The sequence below is a fragment of the Azospirillum palustre genome (genome assembly GCF_002573965.1).
GTDB classification, from domain to species: domain Bacteria; phylum Pseudomonadota; class Alphaproteobacteria; order Azospirillales; family Azospirillaceae; genus Azospirillum; species Azospirillum palustre.
Genome location: NZ_PDKW01000039.1, coordinates 1 through 16,744 on the forward strand (window position 1 = coordinate 1; position 16,744 = coordinate 16,744).

The window sequence follows — 16,744 nt, forward strand, 5'->3', positions numbered from 1 at the left end:
GCGCTGACCAAGCCGCACAGCGCCACCATCAAGGTCGGCGGGCATCAGTTCGACCTGCTGGTCACGCCGCTGACCGAAGACGGCCAGCGCATCGGCTTCGTCGTCGAATGGGCCGACGCCAAGGAGCGGCTGGAAAACCTCGACTATGCCGCGCAGATGGCGGCGATCAGCCGCTCGCAGGCGGTGATCGAGTTCACCACCGAGGGCGTCATCACCAGGGCCAACGACAATTTCCTGAAGATGATGGGCTATCGCCTCGATGAGGTCGTCGGCAAACACCACAACATCTTCGTCGAGCCCGCCTATCGCAGCACCGCCGAATACGACCGTTTCTGGGAAACGCTGCGGCGCGGCGAGTTCCAGGCGTCGCAGTACAAGCGGATCGCCAAGTCCGGCAACCCGGTGTGGATCGAAGGCGCCTACAACCCGATCCTCGACGAGAAGGGACGGGTGGTCAAAGTGGTCAAGTTCGCGGTCGACGTGACCGCGCAGGTCATGCTGCTGAACAACCTCAAGATCATGATCGACAAGAATTTCGGCGAGGTCGATCAGGCGCTCCGCCTGTCGATGGGGGAGGCGGACTCCGCCAACACCGCCGCCGGCTCGACCTCGGCCAGCGTCCAGGCGGTGGCCGCGAGCGCGGAAGAGCTGGTCGCCTCCATCGCCGAGATTTCCCAGAGCATGACCCGCGCCCGCGCGGCGACCGACGGCGCCTTCGACCGCACGGTGACGGTGGCGGAAAGCACCGACCGGCTGGCGGCGGCGGCCCAGGCGATGAACGGCATCGTCGGGATGATCAACAGCATCGCCGGCCAGATCAACCTGCTGGCGCTAAACGCCACCATCGAGGCCGCCCGCGCCGGAGAGGCGGGGAAGGGCTTCGCCGTCGTCGCCTCGGAGGTGAAGAACCTCGCCAACCAGGCCGGCAAGGCGACCGAGCAGATCTCCGCCGAGATCGAAGGCATCCAATCCACCTCGACCGAAGTCGCCACGGCATTGAGCGCCATCCGCGAAGCCGTCGCGGCGGTGCGCGAGCATGTGACCGGCACGGCGTCGGCGGTGGAGGAGCAGAGCGCCGTCACGCAGAACATGTCGTCCAACATGCAGAGCGCGTCGGCCGCCGTGGCGACCGTCACCTCCAACGTCGCCGCCATCTCCAGCGCGGTCGGTCAGGTGTCCGGCGCGGTCGAACGGACCAAGGAGGCGGCGCACGTCCTGGTCCGGTAATTTGACGTGATGCGGTGACGCGAAGCGCGCGGCCCCCCGATCCTTACGCCTCGGGGGAGGCCGCCTTCACCGTCTTCGCCTTGCGCGCGGCCACCTCGAACGCGACGTCCTCGATCAGCCCGCCGGTCAGCGAGGACAGGGCCGACTTCAGGCTCGGCCAGTGATTCATGCGGGCGGTGTCGGCGACGGCGGCGTTCCGGGCCATCAGGACGAGGCGGCGGCCGCCCTGGGGGGCTTCCTCCACCCGGTCCGGCTCCAGTTCGGCCAGCAGCGGGGCGGGAACCTTGCCCTTCAAGGCATGCAGCACGGCGGCCCACAAAGCGGTCACGTCGTCGGCGTCGGGCAGCGGGCCCAGGTCGGCGAGGCCGGCCTCCACCGGATCGGCGGGAGCCACGGTGTCGACCTTGCCGATGCGGCGCGCCCGGCGGCCGGCGCTGTGGCGTTCGCGCTCCAGATAGGTTTCGGCGGCCTCCTCCTCGTCCTTGGCGAGGAATTCGAGGGTCACCGCCTCGATCTTGCGGCCTTTCCGCTTCATCTTGTCTTCCGGCATGCTGACGCGGAAGGGGGCGAGCTGGTTCACCTCGGCAATCGCGCGGTCGATGGTGCGGGTGCGCAGGATGCCGAAATCCTTGTAGGCGCCCTCCGGCACGTTCATCAGCTTGCGCAGCGTGTCGATGTCAAGTTCCAGCGACGGATAGTCCATCTGGTAGCGCTGCATGCCGATCTCGTACAGCTTCAGCGCGTAGGTGCTGGTGACCTTGACCATCGCCGGACCGGACAGCTTGGCCCACAGCTGCGACGAGCGCTGGATTTCCAGGAAGGCGTCGGTGAACTGGAAATGGATGTCGGCGGCGTCGCTGTCCTCCTCCTCCTCCGGCCGGACATAGCTGGAGAGGATGCGCAGTTCGGCGCGCGACCGCCGGCCGCGGAAGGGACCGATGACCACCAAACTGGAATCGAAGATTTCCTTCAGCGCGTCGAAGATGCGCTCGTTGCCCTTGTGGTTGCCGCGCACCACGCGCTTGGGCATCCGGTAGAGCTTGTTGGCGAAATTCTGGCTGCCGGCGAGATGGATCATGAAATTCAGCATCTTCTGCGCCGGCAGCGACAGGCGCGTGCCGTTGGCGGGATAGCTGTAGACCGCCTCCGCCGCCTTGATCAGATGCTTGTAGCCGTCGCGCTCGAAGGTGGCGCTGGCGACGCGGGCGGTCAGGCCGGCGACCGGGGCCGCGGGGTCGGCACTGACGGCCGGCAGCGTCGCCGCACTGCCGTCGCCGTCGATCACCGCGCCGCCGGCCAGATCCTGCGGGCCCAGCACCACCAGTCCCGGTCCGCCCTTCGCCGATTCCGCAATCCTGCCGGCAGTCATCGGGGCCGCCATGGGCGCAGCCGCGTCCGACGGGACGGACTCCTCCGCCACCGTGCTGCGCGCCTTCCTGCGCCCCGTCCCCGCCATAGCCGTCCTCCGCCAGAATCGGGGGAGGCTAAATCAATCCTTACCAGAAAAACAAGTAAGGAAAGGGTCGCGCCGCAGAATCCTTTTCATCCTTACGCCCTGGGGGCGCAACCCTTACGCCCCGGGGGGTGTGCGAATCGCCCCCACCCCGTAAGGCTGCTTCCCCCATGCTGTAAGGAAGATTCGCAGCGACTCGCGGACTCCCCTGGAGATTCGCGCCGACGAATCCTCTTAAAAGGGAAAGGGAGTCGCAAAGGCTTGCCAAGTGCCGGATCCGCAACGGCTTCTAAAGTGCGAATCTCGCCCGAAGCTGCCCCTTCGCATGCTGACAGACCCCGAATCGGACCGACTCGATTCGCCAAAAGCCTCTCCAGGGGGATGGGCTCCATCCTTACTCCGTGGGGGAGCGACGCCATTTTTGCTGTCCGGGGCTCTGTGGGCAAGCTCAATCCTTACGGCTTGGGGGCGCTTGGAGCCGGATCCAGGCCCCCAGGAGGTAAGGATCGGGGCATTCAAGCGAGTGTGTCGTCCGATTCTGGGCGGTGCCAGGAGTCACACGGGCTTAAACGCCCCCAGGATGTAAGGAAGCCCGCCCCCAAGCCGTAAGGATCGGGGAGCGGGCCTGTGGTTCGCATCGGGGCGGAGTGTGGCCCCCAGGGAGTAAGGATAGGGAAGAAGGAACAGGGTAAAGCTTTGTTATATAATGTTTTTTCTTAATGGGCCGCCAGCAGGAGTAGCCCCTGGCCGAGATAGACGCTGGCGGTTCCCATCACCAGATAGCGGCTCCACAGGCGGAACTGGGCGTCGCTCATGCGGTCGAGGACGCGGCGGGAGAGATTCGTGCCGATCAGCGCCATGGCGATCGACATCAGGATCACCGTCGATTCCACCGTCTCGTCGCCGCTGCCGGCCACCAGCGGGGCGAAGTAAGCGATCTTCACCAGATGGCCGACCGACTGGATGGCGGCCTTGGTGGCGACCACGCTCTGCCGGGTCATGGCGCTGCGGATGAAGAAGGTGTCGAGCAAGGGGCCGGAGATGCCGGCGAGCAGCTGGATGCCCATGCAGAGGAAGCCGCCCAGCACGCCATGCAGCGGCTTCTGCGCGTTCAGCGCCCAGCGGGCGGGGATGGCCAGCGCCAGGAAGGGCGTCAGTCCCAGGATCAGCAGCGACACCGCCCGGTCCGGCACGGCGCCGGCCAGGGCGAACAGCAGGCCGGCGACCGAACCGCCCAGCGCGAAGCGCAGGATGACCGGCCAGACGACATGGCGCCGCCACAGCCAGGCTCGCCAGCCGTTGGAGGCGAACTGCGTCACGCCATGCAGAAGCATCGCCGACGGCACCGGCAGCAGGATCAGCAGCAGGCCCATCAGCACCATGCCGCCGGCCATGCCGAACAGGCCCGACAGAAACGAGGTCACTAGAACGGTGAGGCCAAGCCCCACCATCAGCGGAAGCGTCAGCATTTATCGCCCGAATGCCAGAGAGGATGAGGGGAAACTCTCACGCGCGCGGTTGCGCCGCAAACGGCATTGTTCGATGCTCAGCCCCAGGAAAAGTTGGGGTGGATCGGAATGACCTTAGGGATGGACGCATGCGCCGCCTGCCTTCGCTGAACGGGCTGCGCGCCTTCGAGGCGGCGGCCCGCCATCGCAGCTTCACCGCGGCGGCGGCGGAGCTGCACGTCTCGCAGGCGGCGGTCAGCCGGATGGTGAAGCTGCTGGAGGACCGGCTGGGCTTCGCCCTGTTCGACCGGCGGGCCAACGCGCTGGAGCTGACCGAGCGCGGCCGGGCGCTCCAGCCGGCGCTGACCGACGCGTTCGACGGCATTGCCCGCCGGGTCGAGCAGGTGTCGGCGATGCGGGCCGGGCCGGTGCTGACGGTCGGCATGGGGGCGACGGTGGCGGTGCGCTGGCTGATCCCGCGCCTGTCGGGCTTCCACCTCGACCATCCGGAGATCGAGGTGCGGATCGCCACCGGCGGGGCGGGAGCGCCGATGAACGACGACTGGACCTGCGCCGTCCTGCTCGGCGACGGCCAATGGCCCGGCTATGAGGCGGAGCGGCTGTTCTCCTCCAGCCTGGAGCCGGTCTGCGCGCCGCGGCTGGCGGCGGGGTTGCGGGACCCGGCGGATCTGGCCGGCGCCACGCTGCTGCACGTCTCCCATTGGGGGGAGGACTGGCCGCGCTGGCTGGAGGCCGCCGGGGTGGCGGATCCGATGCTGGCGTCGGGAACGCGGGGGCTGTCCTTCGGCAGCTATGCCATGACCCTGCAGGCGGCCATCGACGGCGTCGGGGTGGCGCTGGCGCCGCGGCTCTACAGTGCGGACGACATCGCCGCCGGGCGCCTCGCGGCACCCTTCGCGCTGGCGGTGCCGATGGTCCATTCCTGGTATCTGGTCTATCGCGCCTCGCGCCGGGAGGATGGCGGCTTCGGCGCCTTCCGCGACTGGCTCTACCGGCTGCGGGCGGAGATCGCGTGAGGCGCACGGCTCATCGCGAGCCTGCCGGGCAGAGCTGGTCCGGGCCGGGGGTGGAGAACCAGGCGGCGGGCCTGCCGCGGTCGTCGCCAGGAGCCCCGGCCAGATCGTCGGCGGCGACATAGCGGCGGGGCGGCGGCGGACGGCTGGCGAGCGGGCGGAGCCCGTCGGGCTGAAGGCGCATCCATTGGCCGGACAGGAGGATGCCGGACGAGGTGTCGCCGCGGCAGTCCTCCTCCGCGGTGGCGATCAGCAGGTCGCAGCCGGGCTTGCTGTCCAGGCGCCGGGCCAGCGTGCCGGGGCCGTATTCGGCGGTCTCCGCGTGGGCGAGCTGGCGGAAGGGCGGCTGCGGCTCCAGCAGGGTCAGGGTCCAGCTGTGAAGCCCGACGCCGTTGCTGACCGCGTCCAGTTCGGCGATGACCAGGGAGGGGACCGGGGCCGGGCTGCCGGTGCCCGACAGATCCGCCAGCGCCACGTCCATCGGACCCATCTGCTCCGGGATCAGGTCGTCGAGCGGCCTGGACCACTGCCGGGTGTCCTGCCCGCGTCTGACGGTGTAGGTCGCCGTCCAGCCCGAGGAGGAATTTGCCGGGCCGCCGATGCAGCGGCAGACGCTCAAGCTCGGCAGCGGGGCGGCGCAGTGGGTCATGCGGCAGGCGCCGGTCGAGGCCGTCTCCACCGCCTGCACGACCGGAACCGGGCAGGACTGGAGCGCCGGCTGGAGCGCCGGTTGGGGGGCCGCCGCCAGCAGGAAGGCCAGCGGCAGTCCGGGGAGGGGGGCGGGAAACGGCATGGCGGGTATCCGGGGGCGTCAGGGCATGCGGCGAGTCTGTCCGATTTCCCGGCCGGCGGCCATGCATTCCTCCGGTGCGCAAATCGGCGGTGCAACAGGGGAGGGGCACGACATAGGCTGTGCGCTGTTCTGTCACAGTTTCGACCCGCCCAGTTTCGACCAGCCCAGTTTCGACCAGCCATGACCGCACAGGACCGCGCGATGCCGCCCACTGCCGCCCCCCTTTCTACCGAAGACGCCGCACACCCTGTCCTCTCCCGCTCGCTCGTCCTGCTGATGGCGCTGGCCTGCGGCGTGGTGGTCGCCAACATCTATTACGCCCAGCCGCTGGTCGGGCTGATCGGCCCGGCGGTCGGGCTGTCGCCGGAGACCGCCAGCCTCGTCGTCACCCTGACCCAGGTCGGCTACGGCGCCGGGCTGATCCTGCTGGTGCCGCTGGGCGACCTGCTGGAGAACCGCCGGCTGGTGGTGGTGACCCTGTGCAGCACGGTGGCGGCCCTGCTGGTGGCGGCGGTCGCCCCCACCGCGTCCCTGTTCCTGGCGGCGTCCTTCCTGATCGGCGTCACCTCGGTCGCCGTGCAGATGCTGGTGCCGCTGGCCGCCCACATGGCGCCGGAAGCCTCGCGCGGGCAGGTGGTCGGCAATGTGATGAGCGGGCTGCTGCTCGGCATCCTGCTGGCCCGCCCGGTGTCGAGCCTGATCGCCGACAGCCTGGGCTGGCGGGCGGTCTTCGGCCTGTCGGCGGTGGTGATGGTCGGCTTCGCCGTCCTGATGCGGCGGGTGCTGCCGCAGCGGCGGCCGACGAGCCGGTCGAGCTATGGCGCCCTGCTCGGCTCGCTGGGGCGGCTCCTGGTGCGGACGCCGGTGCTGCAACGGCGGACCGTCTACCAGACCATGATGTTCGCCGCCTTCAGCCTCTATTGGACTTCCGTCCCGCTGCTGCTGGCGGGGGCGCCCTTCCATCTCAGCCAGCGCGGCATCGCGCTGTTCGCCCTGTCGGGGGCGGCGGGTGCCTTGGTGGCACCCATTGCCGGGCGGATCGCCGACCGCGGCTGGACCCGGCCGGCCACCGGCTTCGCGCTGGCGATGGCGGCGCTGTCCTTCTTCGTCGCGCGGGCGGGAGAGGGCTCCATCGCGCTCTTGGTGCTGGCCGGGCTGCTGCTCGACATGGGCGTGCAGATGAACATGGTGCTGGGACAGCGCGCCATCTATTCGCTGGGGGCGGAGACTCGCAGCCGGATGAACGCCATCTATATGGCGATCTTCTTCCTGGGCGGGGCCGCCGGCTCGGCGCTGGCCGGCTATGCCTTCGCCGTCGGCGGCTGGGAGCCGGTGACCTGGATCGGCTTCGCCTTTCCCGCCATCGGCCTGCTGTTCTACCTGACCGAATTCCGCGGGCGGCGCGCCGCCTGACCGGTGATCTTCAAAGGAGACGACATCATGGAGCAACGTCAACTGGGCCGCAGCGGCCTGACGGTGTCCCCGCTCTGCTTCGGCGGCAACGTGTTCGGCTGGACCGCCGACGAGGCCACCTCCTTCCGGCTGCTCGACGCCTTCGTCGATGCCGGCTTCAATTTCGTCGACACCGCCGACGTCTATTCGGCCTGGGCCCCCGGCAACCAGGGCGGCGAGTCCGAGACCATCATCGGCAACTGGATGAAGAGCCGCGGCAACCGCGACCGCATCGTGCTGGCGACCAAGGTCGGGTCGGAGATGGGGCCGGGGAAGAAGGGGCTGTCGCCCGCCTGGATCCGGACGGCGGTGGAGGATTCGCTGCGCCGGCTGCAGACCGACCGCATCGACCTCTACCAGTCGCATTGGGACGATCCCGAAACACCGTTCGAGGACACGCTCGGCACCTACAAGGAGCTGATCGACCAGGGCAAGGTTCGGGCCATCGGCGCCTCCAACCTGACCGCGCCCCGCCTGCGCGAGGCGCTGGAGGTCAGCGCCCGCACCGGCCTGCCCCGCTACGAGACCCTGCAGCCGGAATACAACCTCTACAGCCGGGAAGGCTACGAGGCGGAGCTGGAGGGGATCTGCCGGGAGAATGGGCTGGGCGTCATCAACTACTATTCGCTGGCCGCCGGCTTCCTGACCGGCAAGTACCGCTCGGCGGACGATGTCGGCAAGAGTGCGCGCGGCAACGGGGTGGTGTCGAAATACCTGAACGAGCGCGGCCGGGCGATCCTGGCGGCGCTGGACGAGGTTTCCGGCCGGCATGGGGCGACGCCGGGCCAAGTGGCCATCGCCTGGCTGATCGCGCGGCCGGGCCTGACCGCCCCCATCGCCAGCGCGTCGAAGCCGGAGCAGATGGGCGACCTGATCGCCGCCGCCCGGCTGCGGCTGGAGGCCGACGACATCGCGCAGCTGGACCGGGCGAGCGCTTATTGAGGGCGCAGAGTCGTCGCAATATAGCTCCCTCTCCCGCCCCGGGAGAGGGAAGGGGCCCGCCGCGACGCGGTGGGAAGGGTGAGGGGTGATCCAAGGAACCATGTGCTCCTTGATCCTTGCCCTACCCCTCACCCTCCCCACTTCGTGGGTCCCCTCCCTCTCCCGGGGCGGGAGAGGGCGTTTATGGTCCTGCGCTCAGGGCGAGGGGATCGCCGCCGCCTTGGGCGGGGCCGGCTTGCCGGCCTCGTCGGTCCGCAGCACCGCCAGGAAGGCGTCGGCCATGGCGTGGTAGACCGAGTGCGGGCAGACCAGCCGCGACAGCGTGGTGGCGAGCGCCGCGCTCAGCATCAGCGGCAGCAGCATGTCGGGGGACGCGCTCATCTCCGTCACGATGACGACGGCGGTCAGCGGCGCCTGCACCACCCCGGCGAAATAGGAGACCATCGACAGCAGCACCACCGCCTCCAGCGAGGTGCCCGGCAAGAGCCCGCCGATGATCGAGCCGATGCCCGCCCCCACCGACAGCGAGGGCGAGAAGATGCCGCCGGGAATGCCGCAGATGCCCGACAGGGCGGTCGCCAGCAGCTTGGCCGGGGCGTAGTACCAGGGCAGACTCTCCACCCCGTCCAGCACGGCGCGGGCCTGCTCGTAGCCGGTGCCGAAGGTCAGGCCGCCGGTGACGGTGCCGATGACGGCCAGGGCGAGGCCGCAGCCGAGTGCGACGAACACCGGATGGCGGCCGACCCGCCCGCCCAGGCCGCAGCGGATCCAGCGCGACAGCCACAGCAGCAGGCTGCTGAAGCCGCCGCCCGCCAGTCCGCCGACGAGGCCGGTCGCCAGCACCGCCTTCCAGTCCTGCCAGCTGGCCGAGGCGGCGGTGTGGCCGAAATAGGCGTAGTTGCCGAGCAATGCCACGGCGACCAGACCGGCGGCCACCACCGCCACCAGAACGAGGCCGCTGGTCCGCTTCTCGAAGCTGCGGGCCATCTCCTCGATGGCGAAGACGATGCCGGCCAGCGGCGTGTTGAAGGCAGCGGCGACGCCGGCCGCCCCGCCGGCCAGGATCAGTCCGGGCTCCCGCCCCAGCCCGGCGAGGGAGCCGGCCATCAGCATGATCGAGGCGCCGACCTGCACCGTCGGCCCCTCGCGCCCGATGGAGGCGCCGCAGGCCAGCCCGACCAGGGTCAGCAGGATCTTGCCCACCGCGATGCGCGGCGACAGCAGCCGGCGCTTGGCCGCCGGATCCTGGACATGGCGGGCGGCGATGGCCTGGGGAATGCCGCTGCCCTGCGATCCCGGCACCACCCGCAGCGCCACCCAGGCCGAGACGGCCAGACCCAGCGGCGTCAGCAGGAAGGGCAGCCAGGGCGATGCCGCCTCCGCCAGCCGGAACAGCTGCTGGGCGTAATCGGCGGCGCGGGCGAACAGCACGGCGACCAGACCGACCACGCCGGCACCGGACCAGAACAGCAGGCGCCGACGCCAGTTCCTGGGCGACATCCAGACATGGCGGGGACGGCGCAACCCCTGGGTTAGCCGAGGAGGCAGCGGGTGGTGCAGGCGGTTGGAAGGCATTGGACGGGCCGGAAGCGGGAGAAACAGACGGGTGAAACGGCGGGAGGCCGAGTTTAGGTCCGTCTTTCTCCGCAGAACCAGCGGCAGTCATGCAGATCTGGGGTCACGCGGGTCCGGGGGCGCGCGGATGCGGCCCTGTCACGCGTGAGGATCGGGCATCAGCGGCGGACGACGCTCACCGTGTGGGGCTTAGACGCGGAACGGCTGCTGCGCGAGGCGATAGCGGCGCCTTGCAGGGTCTGCTGGCTGCGGCGCTTCTGCGCCTGCTCGACCTCGCGGCGGAAATTGGGGCCGAGCGCCTCGTAGGCGGCCTTCAGCTCCGGGTCGTTCATCCAGATTTCGCGGCGATCCATGGTTTCCTCTTATATTGGCTGGCCGCCGGCCGAATGCCGGACAGACCTGCGGCGTGCCGCCCTTGCAGAGATCTGCATCGCGGGCGGGTCATCCGGCGTTTTTATCGGGATGACGCCCGCGTTCCTTTTGGAAGGCGGGAGCGGCATGACGACTGACAGGTTGGGGCGCTGAGTCTTCACTTCAAGATACGCCCGGTGTCTGATCGGGCGACTTTTCGAAAGCCATAACGCCCTGTCAGAGCCAAGGTTCCAGCCGGAGGCTTATCGGCCGCAGGTGATAGGTCTGGGGGGGATCCCCCTCTCCCCCCGGGGAGAGGGTCGGGGTGAGGGGGATGCAGAGGGAGGATTTGGTGGAGAATGGGGACCGCGCGGTTCTTGAGGATCCTCGCCGCGCGACCCCCTCACCCTAACCCTCTCCCCGGGGGGGAGAGGGGATATGTCCCCGTCGTGGGAGAGGGGATCCCGTGGTGGGAACCGCAGGATCAGGCGTGCAGCAGGCCGATGTCGCTGTAGGCGATGTGGTCGAAGCCCATGCCAAAGACCGGCGAATTCGACGCCAGGCTGAAATCGTCGGCACCCGGATTGACGAAGGCCGGGTTCAGGATCACCGAGCCCTTGTCGTAGCCGGCGGCCTGCCAGTTCGACAGCGTGCCCCAGGCGCCGCTCGACATCACCTGCGGCCAGGCGTCGAACTCCTTCTCGGCGGTGTTCAGGCTGCTGTAGAAGTTGTCGTGCAGGTTGCCGACATTTGCCGGGCCGTAGATGTGGACCGCCGTGCCCTCGCGCACGTCGATGACGTTGCCCGAGATGTCGTTGCCGGACATCGTGTGGCCCTTCCAGCCGCTCCAGGCGACATCCTGCTGGAGGCCGATCTGGGCGCCGCTGTTGCCGGCGATCACGTTCTCGGTGACCGTGTTGTTCCAGCCGCCATGCAGGAAGACGCCGCCGATGTTGTCGTGGACGACGTTGCCCTTCACCGTGGTGCCGCTGGTCCAGTCGTCGAGATAGATGCCCCAGCTCGCCACGCTGCTCGACGGGTTGGTCGCGGTGGTGCCCGACACGTCGTTGTTGATGACGGTGTGGTTGGCCAGATCCTGCTGGCGGTTGATCAGGTAGATGCCGCCGCCGTCGTTGGATTCGAGGTTGGCGTTGATCACCTTGTTGTAGGAGACGGTCACGCGGTAAGCGGCGTCGCTGCCGTCCGTCTGGACCGAGCCGACGGCGATGGCCTTCTCCGGCGAGTTCTCGATCTGGTTGTGGGTGACCTTGACGTCGGAGCTGCCGTTGATCCAGATGCCGGCGTCGCCGCGGTCGGCGGCGTTCGGATGCCGGATCAGGTTGTCGGAGACCAGCGTGGCGTTGGAGCCGGCCTTGACGAAGATCGACTCGGCGCCGGTGTTGTCGAACTGGTTGCCGGTGACCTTGCTGTTGGCGCTGTTCTGCACCGTGATGCCGTAGCCGCCGCCCTTGACCGCATTGTTGGCGAAGGTCAGGCCGGACGCGTTGTCGGCGTAGACGTAATGGCCGCCGACGACGCCGTCGGCGAAGTTGAGCCCCTCGATGGTGACGTTCTTGGCGCCGCCGAGGCCGAAGGACACGCTGGCGTTGGAGCCGCCGTGGATCACCGCCTTCTCGCTGCCGTAGCCGGCGAAGGTCACGCCGCTGTCGCGGCTGTCCAGCCACATCCCGCTCTGGTGATAGTCGCCGCCGCGGATGTAGGTGGTGTCGATGTTCGGATCGGCGCGCATGGCGGCCTGCGCCTTGGCGAGGCTGGCGAAGGGACCGTCGGTGCCGTCGGCGTTGGGCGCCGCCAGCTTGCCCGACCAGCTGTCCTTGCCGTTGGTGGCGACGTAGAAGGCCGGGCCGGTCGGGGCGGGGTTGGTCGGGGTGGTGGGCGTTGTCGGCGTTGTCGGCGTTGTCGGCGTGGTCGGCGTGGTCGGGGTCGTCGTGGTGCCGGCCGGGAAATCGGAGGCCGGGGCGTTCACCACCAGCGTGCCGTTCCACCACATGCCCTTCTGGCCGGCGATCACGTCCTTGCCGTCGAGCGCGCCCTTGTCATAGCTGACGGCGCTGTCGGTCGCGGCGTATTTGTGGCCGTTGATCGAGATGCTGTTGACGGTCAGGCTGCGGTCCTGGCCGTTGATCACCGCATCGTTGTCGTACTGGATCTGCACCTTGTGCGCGACGCGGTCGGCGACGTCGGTGGTGAAGCTGAAATCCTTGGCGGCGGTGCCGGCGGTGCCCTCGCCGATCTGCTTGCCGTCGACCAGCACCTTGAAGTGGGCGTTGACGCCGCCCGCCGGGGTGCCGGAGGCGTTCACCACGATGGTGTCCTTGGCCGACGCCGGCGTCGCGGTGACGGCGGTGGGGAAATAGCTCTTGTCGGCATTGACGACCAGCGTGCCGTTCCACCACAGGTTCGACTGGCCGGCAACGACGTCCTTGCCGTCCAGCGCGCCCTTGTCGTAGCTGACGATGCCGGCGGTCGGCGCGATCGTCTTGCCGCCGATCGAGATGCTGTTGACGGTCAGGCTGCGGTCCTGGCCGTTGATGACGGCGTCGTTGTCGTACTTGATCTGCACCTTGTGCGCGACGCCGCTGGTCAGCACGGGCGTGAAGACGAAATCCTTCGCCGTCGTGCCGACGGTGCCCTCACCCACCTTCTGGCCGTCGACCAGCAGGGTGAAATGGGCATTCACGCCGCCTGCGGCCTTGCCGAGCGCGTTCACGACGATCTTGGTAGCGGAAGTGGCCATCGGTTCGGTGTCCTCGCCTGATGTGCCCGTCTGCCTTGACCGCTCTTGGGGCGGCTGGCTTTCGGGGCCTGATGTCCGTTTTGGGCCTGAACCCGGATGCGGGACGCAGGATGGCGGGGAGCTGCGGGATCTTTGTGTGATGTTTGCCCTAAAAAGAGCGGAATCCGCGACAAATTGCGGACATCCGGGCCGGGGGCCGGTTGCGGCCGTTGTCGTGATTGCAGTGCAGCATTTCCGCAACAGCGCAGGGTACGAAACTTGCGGATTTCCCGTATTGATGAAGGAAGCCGTTGAACAAAAGGTGCTTTTCCCGGATTGTTTGGAATAGCTACAACTGTTTGCCGCCGGAACGAGGCGCGGCGACCGCGAGGCACCGGGCATCCCCATATGTCAGGCGACCGGAGCGGAACAAGGATTGACCGAGAGATGCCTGAGTACAGCGAGCGGACGCGCCGTGCCGAAGACCACGCCAGCCACCGGCCCCTGCCGCCGGGCTGTTTCCGGATGCAGCGGCCCATTCGCTTTTCCCACTGCGACCCGGCCGGAATCGTCTATTTCCCGGTCTATTTCGACATGTTCAACGGGGCGGTGGAGGACTGGTTCACCCAGGGGCTGGACATCGACTATGCAACGATGATCCTGCAGCGCCGGCTGGGCCTGCCCATCGTGCATGCCGAATGCGACTTCGTCATTCCCAGCCGGATGGGCGACACGCTGACGCTGGGCGTCCTGCTGGAACGGCTGGGCCGCAGCTCCCTCCAGCTGCGCATCAACGGCGAGCATGAGGGGCAGGTCCGGCTGTCGGGCAGCCTGACCGTGGTCACCACCTCGCTCGACGATTTCGCCGCCGTGCCGATCCCGGACGACATCCGGGAGGCCATGAAGCGCTATCAGGCGGGCTGCGAGAGCTGACGCCTTGCGTACTTACCCCCCTCTCCCCCCCGGGGAGAGGGCCGGGGTGAGGGGGATGCACTGCGTGCCTTTCCCGGAAAATTCTGCTACGCGACCCCCTCACCCTAACCCTCTCCCCGGGGGGGAGAGGGGATTGTGCGTGCCTTCCCCCGTGACGGACCATCATGGACGATTTCGACCGGCGGCTGATCGATCTGTTGACGGTGAACGCCCGCACCAGCACGGCGGCGCTCGGCCGGGCGCTGGGGCTGTCGCGTTCGACCGTGCAGGACCGCATCGCCCGGCTGGAGCGGCAGGGCGTGATCGCCGGCTATACCGTGAAGCTGGGCGACCCGGCGCCGCGGCGCCGGGTGTCGGCGCTGGTGATGATCAGCGTGAATGCCCGGCTGGCCGACCGCGCCGTCCATGCCCTGCGCAAGATGCCGGAAGTGCTCCGGCTGCACAGCATCAGCGGGCAGTACGATCTGTGCGCCACCGTCGGCACCGAAACCCATGACGCGATGGACGCGGCACTGGACGCCATCGGCCGCCTGCCGGGGGTGGAGCGGACGATGTCGTCCATCGTGCTGTCGACGAAGATGGAACGGTAGGATGCGGCGGAGCGGCGGGGGTGCCGCCGCTCCGCTGCGGCCTCAGGCCTTGCCGTCCATGTGGATGACGCGCAGGTTGTTGGTGGTGCCGGCCTGGGCGAAGGGAATGCCGGCGACGACCACCAGGGTGCCGGTCTTGCCGGCCAGCTCCTCCGCCCGTCCGATGGAGATGGCGCGGTCGACCATCTCCTCGTAGGTGCGGATGTCGTCGGACAGCACGCTGTGGGCGCCCCACAGCAGGCAGAGCCGGCGCGACACCGCCGTGTCGGGGGTGATCGCCAGGATCGGCACCTCCGGCCGCTTGCGGGCGATGCGGGCCGCGGTGGTGCCGCTGGAGGTGAAGGCGACGATGGCCGAGGAATGCAGGGTGTCGGCCAGATCGGCGGCGGCGGCGGCCACCGCGTGGGGCGGCGTGTGCTCCTCGCCCGGATGGGTCGCCTGGATCAGCGAGCGGTAGAGCTTGTGCTGCTCGGTGGAGCGGATGATGCGGTCCATCATGGTGACCGCCTCGACCGGATACTGGCCCGACGCCGATTCGGCCGACAGCATCACCGCGTCGGCGCCGTCATAGATGGCGGTCGCGACGTCCGACGCCTCGGCCCGCGTCGGGGTCGGGGCGGAGACCATCGAATCGAGCATCTGGGTGGCGACGATCACCGGCTTCACCGCGAGGCGGCAGGCGCGCACCAGCTCCTTCTGGCGGCCGGGGACGTCCTCGTGCGGGATTTCGACGCCGAGGTCGCCGCGCGCCACCATCACCGCATCCGACAGGCGGATGATGTCGTCGATCTTCTCCAGCGCCTGCGGCTTCTCGATCTTCGCCATGATGCCGGCGCGGTCGCCGATCAGGCCGCGGCCTTCCAGGATGTCGCCCGGCTTCTGCACGAAGGACATGGCGACCCAGTCGACGCCCAGCTCCAGCCCGAAAGCGAGGTCGGCGCGATCCTTGGCCGTCAGCGGCGACAGGTCGAGCACGGTGCCCGGCAGGTTGACGCCCTTGCGGTTGGAAATGACGCCGCCGACGACGACCTTCGCCTCGATCCAGTCGTCGCCCAGCTCGGTCACCTCGACGCGGACGCGGCCGTCGTCGATCAGCAGATGGTGGCCCGGCATGATGGCGGCGAAGATTTCCGGGTGCGGCAGCGGGATGGAGCGCTTGTCGCCGTCGGTCCCCTGGAGCACGAAGCGGATCTGCTCGCCGGTGGTGACTGCGATCTTGCCGTCGCGGATGGTGCCGACGCGGATCTTCGGACCCTGGAGATCCTGAAGGATGCCGATGGGGCGGCCGACCTCGGCCTCCAGCTCGCGGATGGCGCGGTGGACCTTGGCGTGGTCGTCGTGGGTGCCATGGCTGAAGTTCAGCCGGAAGGTGTCGACACCGGCCAGGAACAGGGTCTTCAGCATCTCGGGCGAGTTGCTGGCCGGTCCGACGGTGGCGACGATCTTGGCGCGGCGATGACGGCGCATATGGTTCCGGCCGCGGGGGCCGTCCTCTGTTGGCTGGGCCGTCCGGTGCGCCGCCGGGGCGGCCACCATGGGAGGACGGCGTGGTGACTGGTCAGCGGCGCGAGCGGCGGGGACGGGCGGCCGTTCGGGGCAGCCCGTTTACCGTTCGCGTGCCATACCAAGGTGTCGTCATTGCCGCCGGAAAGCAAGGCGGCTCGCGTAAAGACCGGGGCGCTTAGCGTCAGAGTCTCTAACGGTCATGGGAGAAGGGGCCAGTGCCGCCACGCTTCCATAAAAGCAGTGGGTTAGAGGACATCCCGGTCGACGGCCAAGTGTAGACGCTCCACAGGCAATAGTATCATCGAAGGTGGTGGGGGCGGTGAGTGTATCGAGCTTGGGAGCTGGGTGCCGGGCCGCAGGGGTATTCAAGCCTGCCAAAAAGTTGAGCCGTTCAGCCAGCTAGTGGATGGTAGAGGCATCGCCGCCTGAGACCACCAGCCGCTCGATCTGCTCAACTAACAGAGCGCGGAATGAGGATAGGCGCCATTCAGTCTTGCGGTTCAGCGGCTTGCATACCCACCAGACGTGGGCCGGAAATCTTTCGAGTATATCCCGTGGGGCAGGCAACCTAACAGGAAGCCGCCGCGCACCAGCATGCCGATGGTGGTGAACCACTTGAGCATAATCATTTGTATACATATAGATTATCGAATAGGATGATGCTCCAATTAGAACAAGATGGGAACGGCTTGACTGCCGGCGA

13 protein-coding genes are annotated in these 16,744 nt (G+C 68.4%); 6 read left to right on the plus strand and 7 right to left on the minus strand.

Annotation, left to right across the window (positions count from 1 at the left end; all coding sequences use genetic code 11):
• A partial coding sequence (locus CRT60_RS06265) for a methyl-accepting chemotaxis protein (protein WP_143273108.1) occupies positions 1–1,227 on the plus strand: 1,227 nt, incomplete at its 5' end.
• A gap of 43 nt (positions 1,228–1,270) precedes the next feature.
• Here the strand turns inward: CRT60_RS06265 and CRT60_RS06270 are convergent.
• Positions 1,271–2,683, minus strand: a complete 1,413-nt coding sequence (locus CRT60_RS06270) for a replication initiation protein (RefSeq protein ID WP_098735591.1) — start codon at positions 2,681–2,683, stop codon at positions 1,271–1,273.
• Positions 2,684–3,396: 713 nt separating this feature from the next.
• Positions 3,397–4,149 carry a sulfite exporter TauE/SafE family protein gene (locus CRT60_RS06275; RefSeq protein WP_098735592.1) on the minus strand — a complete coding sequence of 251 codons (753 nt, stop codon included), beginning with the start codon at positions 4,147–4,149 and terminating at the stop codon, positions 3,397–3,399.
• 128 nt (positions 4,150–4,277) lie between these two features.
• On the opposite strand from CRT60_RS06275, the gene CRT60_RS06280 reads away from it, so the two are divergent.
• Positions 4,278–5,165 (plus strand): LysR substrate-binding domain-containing protein, encoded by an 888-nt coding sequence (locus tag CRT60_RS06280; RefSeq protein ID WP_098735593.1) that lies wholly within the window; start codon positions 4,278–4,280, stop codon positions 5,163–5,165.
• Between the two features lie 10 nt (positions 5,166–5,175).
• Here the strand turns inward: CRT60_RS06280 and CRT60_RS06285 are convergent, their stop codons facing one another.
• Complete coding sequence (locus CRT60_RS06285) at positions 5,176–5,955, minus strand: hypothetical protein (protein ID WP_098735594.1); 780 nt, start codon at positions 5,953–5,955, stop codon at positions 5,176–5,178.
• Between the two features lie 201 nt (positions 5,956–6,156).
• On the opposite strand from CRT60_RS06285, the gene CRT60_RS06290 reads away from it, so the two are divergent.
• Both CRT60_RS06290 and CRT60_RS06295 read left to right on the plus strand, forming a co-directional pair.
• Entirely contained in the window at positions 6,157–7,368 is a 1,212-nt protein-coding gene (locus tag CRT60_RS06290; protein ID WP_098736226.1) for an MFS transporter, read from the plus strand.
• 27 nt (positions 7,369–7,395) lie between these two features.
• Positions 7,396–8,349 (plus strand): aldo/keto reductase, encoded by a 954-nt coding sequence (locus tag CRT60_RS06295; protein ID WP_098735595.1) that lies wholly within the window; start codon positions 7,396–7,398, stop codon positions 8,347–8,349.
• 195 nt (positions 8,350–8,544) lie between these two features.
• Here the strand turns inward: CRT60_RS06295 and CRT60_RS06300 are convergent, their stop codons facing one another.
• The 3 genes from CRT60_RS06300 to CRT60_RS06310 all read right to left on the minus strand — a co-directional run bounded on the left by CRT60_RS06300 (position 8,545) and on the right by CRT60_RS06310 (position 13,033).
• Positions 8,545–9,924: a chloride channel protein gene (locus CRT60_RS06300; RefSeq protein ID WP_098735596.1), complete on the minus strand. Its 1,380-nt coding sequence runs from the start codon at positions 9,922–9,924 to the stop codon at positions 8,545–8,547.
• A 158-nt stretch (positions 9,925–10,082) separates the two neighbouring features.
• Entirely contained in the window at positions 10,083–10,277 is a 195-nt protein-coding gene (locus CRT60_RS06305) for a hypothetical protein (RefSeq protein WP_098735597.1), read from the minus strand.
• A 482-nt stretch (positions 10,278–10,759) separates the two neighbouring features.
• Positions 10,760–13,033 carry a carbohydrate-binding domain-containing protein gene (locus tag CRT60_RS06310; RefSeq protein WP_098735598.1) on the minus strand — a complete coding sequence of 758 codons (2,274 nt, stop codon included), beginning with the start codon at positions 13,031–13,033 and terminating at the stop codon, positions 10,760–10,762.
• 426 nt (positions 13,034–13,459) lie between these two features.
• On the opposite strand from CRT60_RS06310, the gene CRT60_RS06315 reads away from it, so the two are divergent.
• Complete coding sequence (locus CRT60_RS06315; protein WP_244592313.1) at positions 13,460–13,945, plus strand: acyl-CoA thioesterase; 486 nt, start codon at positions 13,460–13,462, stop codon at positions 13,943–13,945.
• A gap of 164 nt (positions 13,946–14,109) precedes the next feature.
• Positions 14,110–14,535, plus strand: a complete 426-nt coding sequence (locus CRT60_RS06325; protein ID WP_098735600.1) for an Lrp/AsnC family transcriptional regulator — start codon at positions 14,110–14,112, stop codon at positions 14,533–14,535.
• 42 nt (positions 14,536–14,577) lie between these two features.
• Here the strand turns inward: CRT60_RS06325 and pyk are convergent, their stop codons facing one another.
• Positions 14,578–16,002, minus strand: a complete 1,425-nt coding sequence (gene pyk / locus CRT60_RS06330; protein ID WP_098735601.1) for a pyruvate kinase — start codon at positions 16,000–16,002, stop codon at positions 14,578–14,580.
• Between the last annotated feature and the right edge of the window lie 742 nt (positions 16,003–16,744).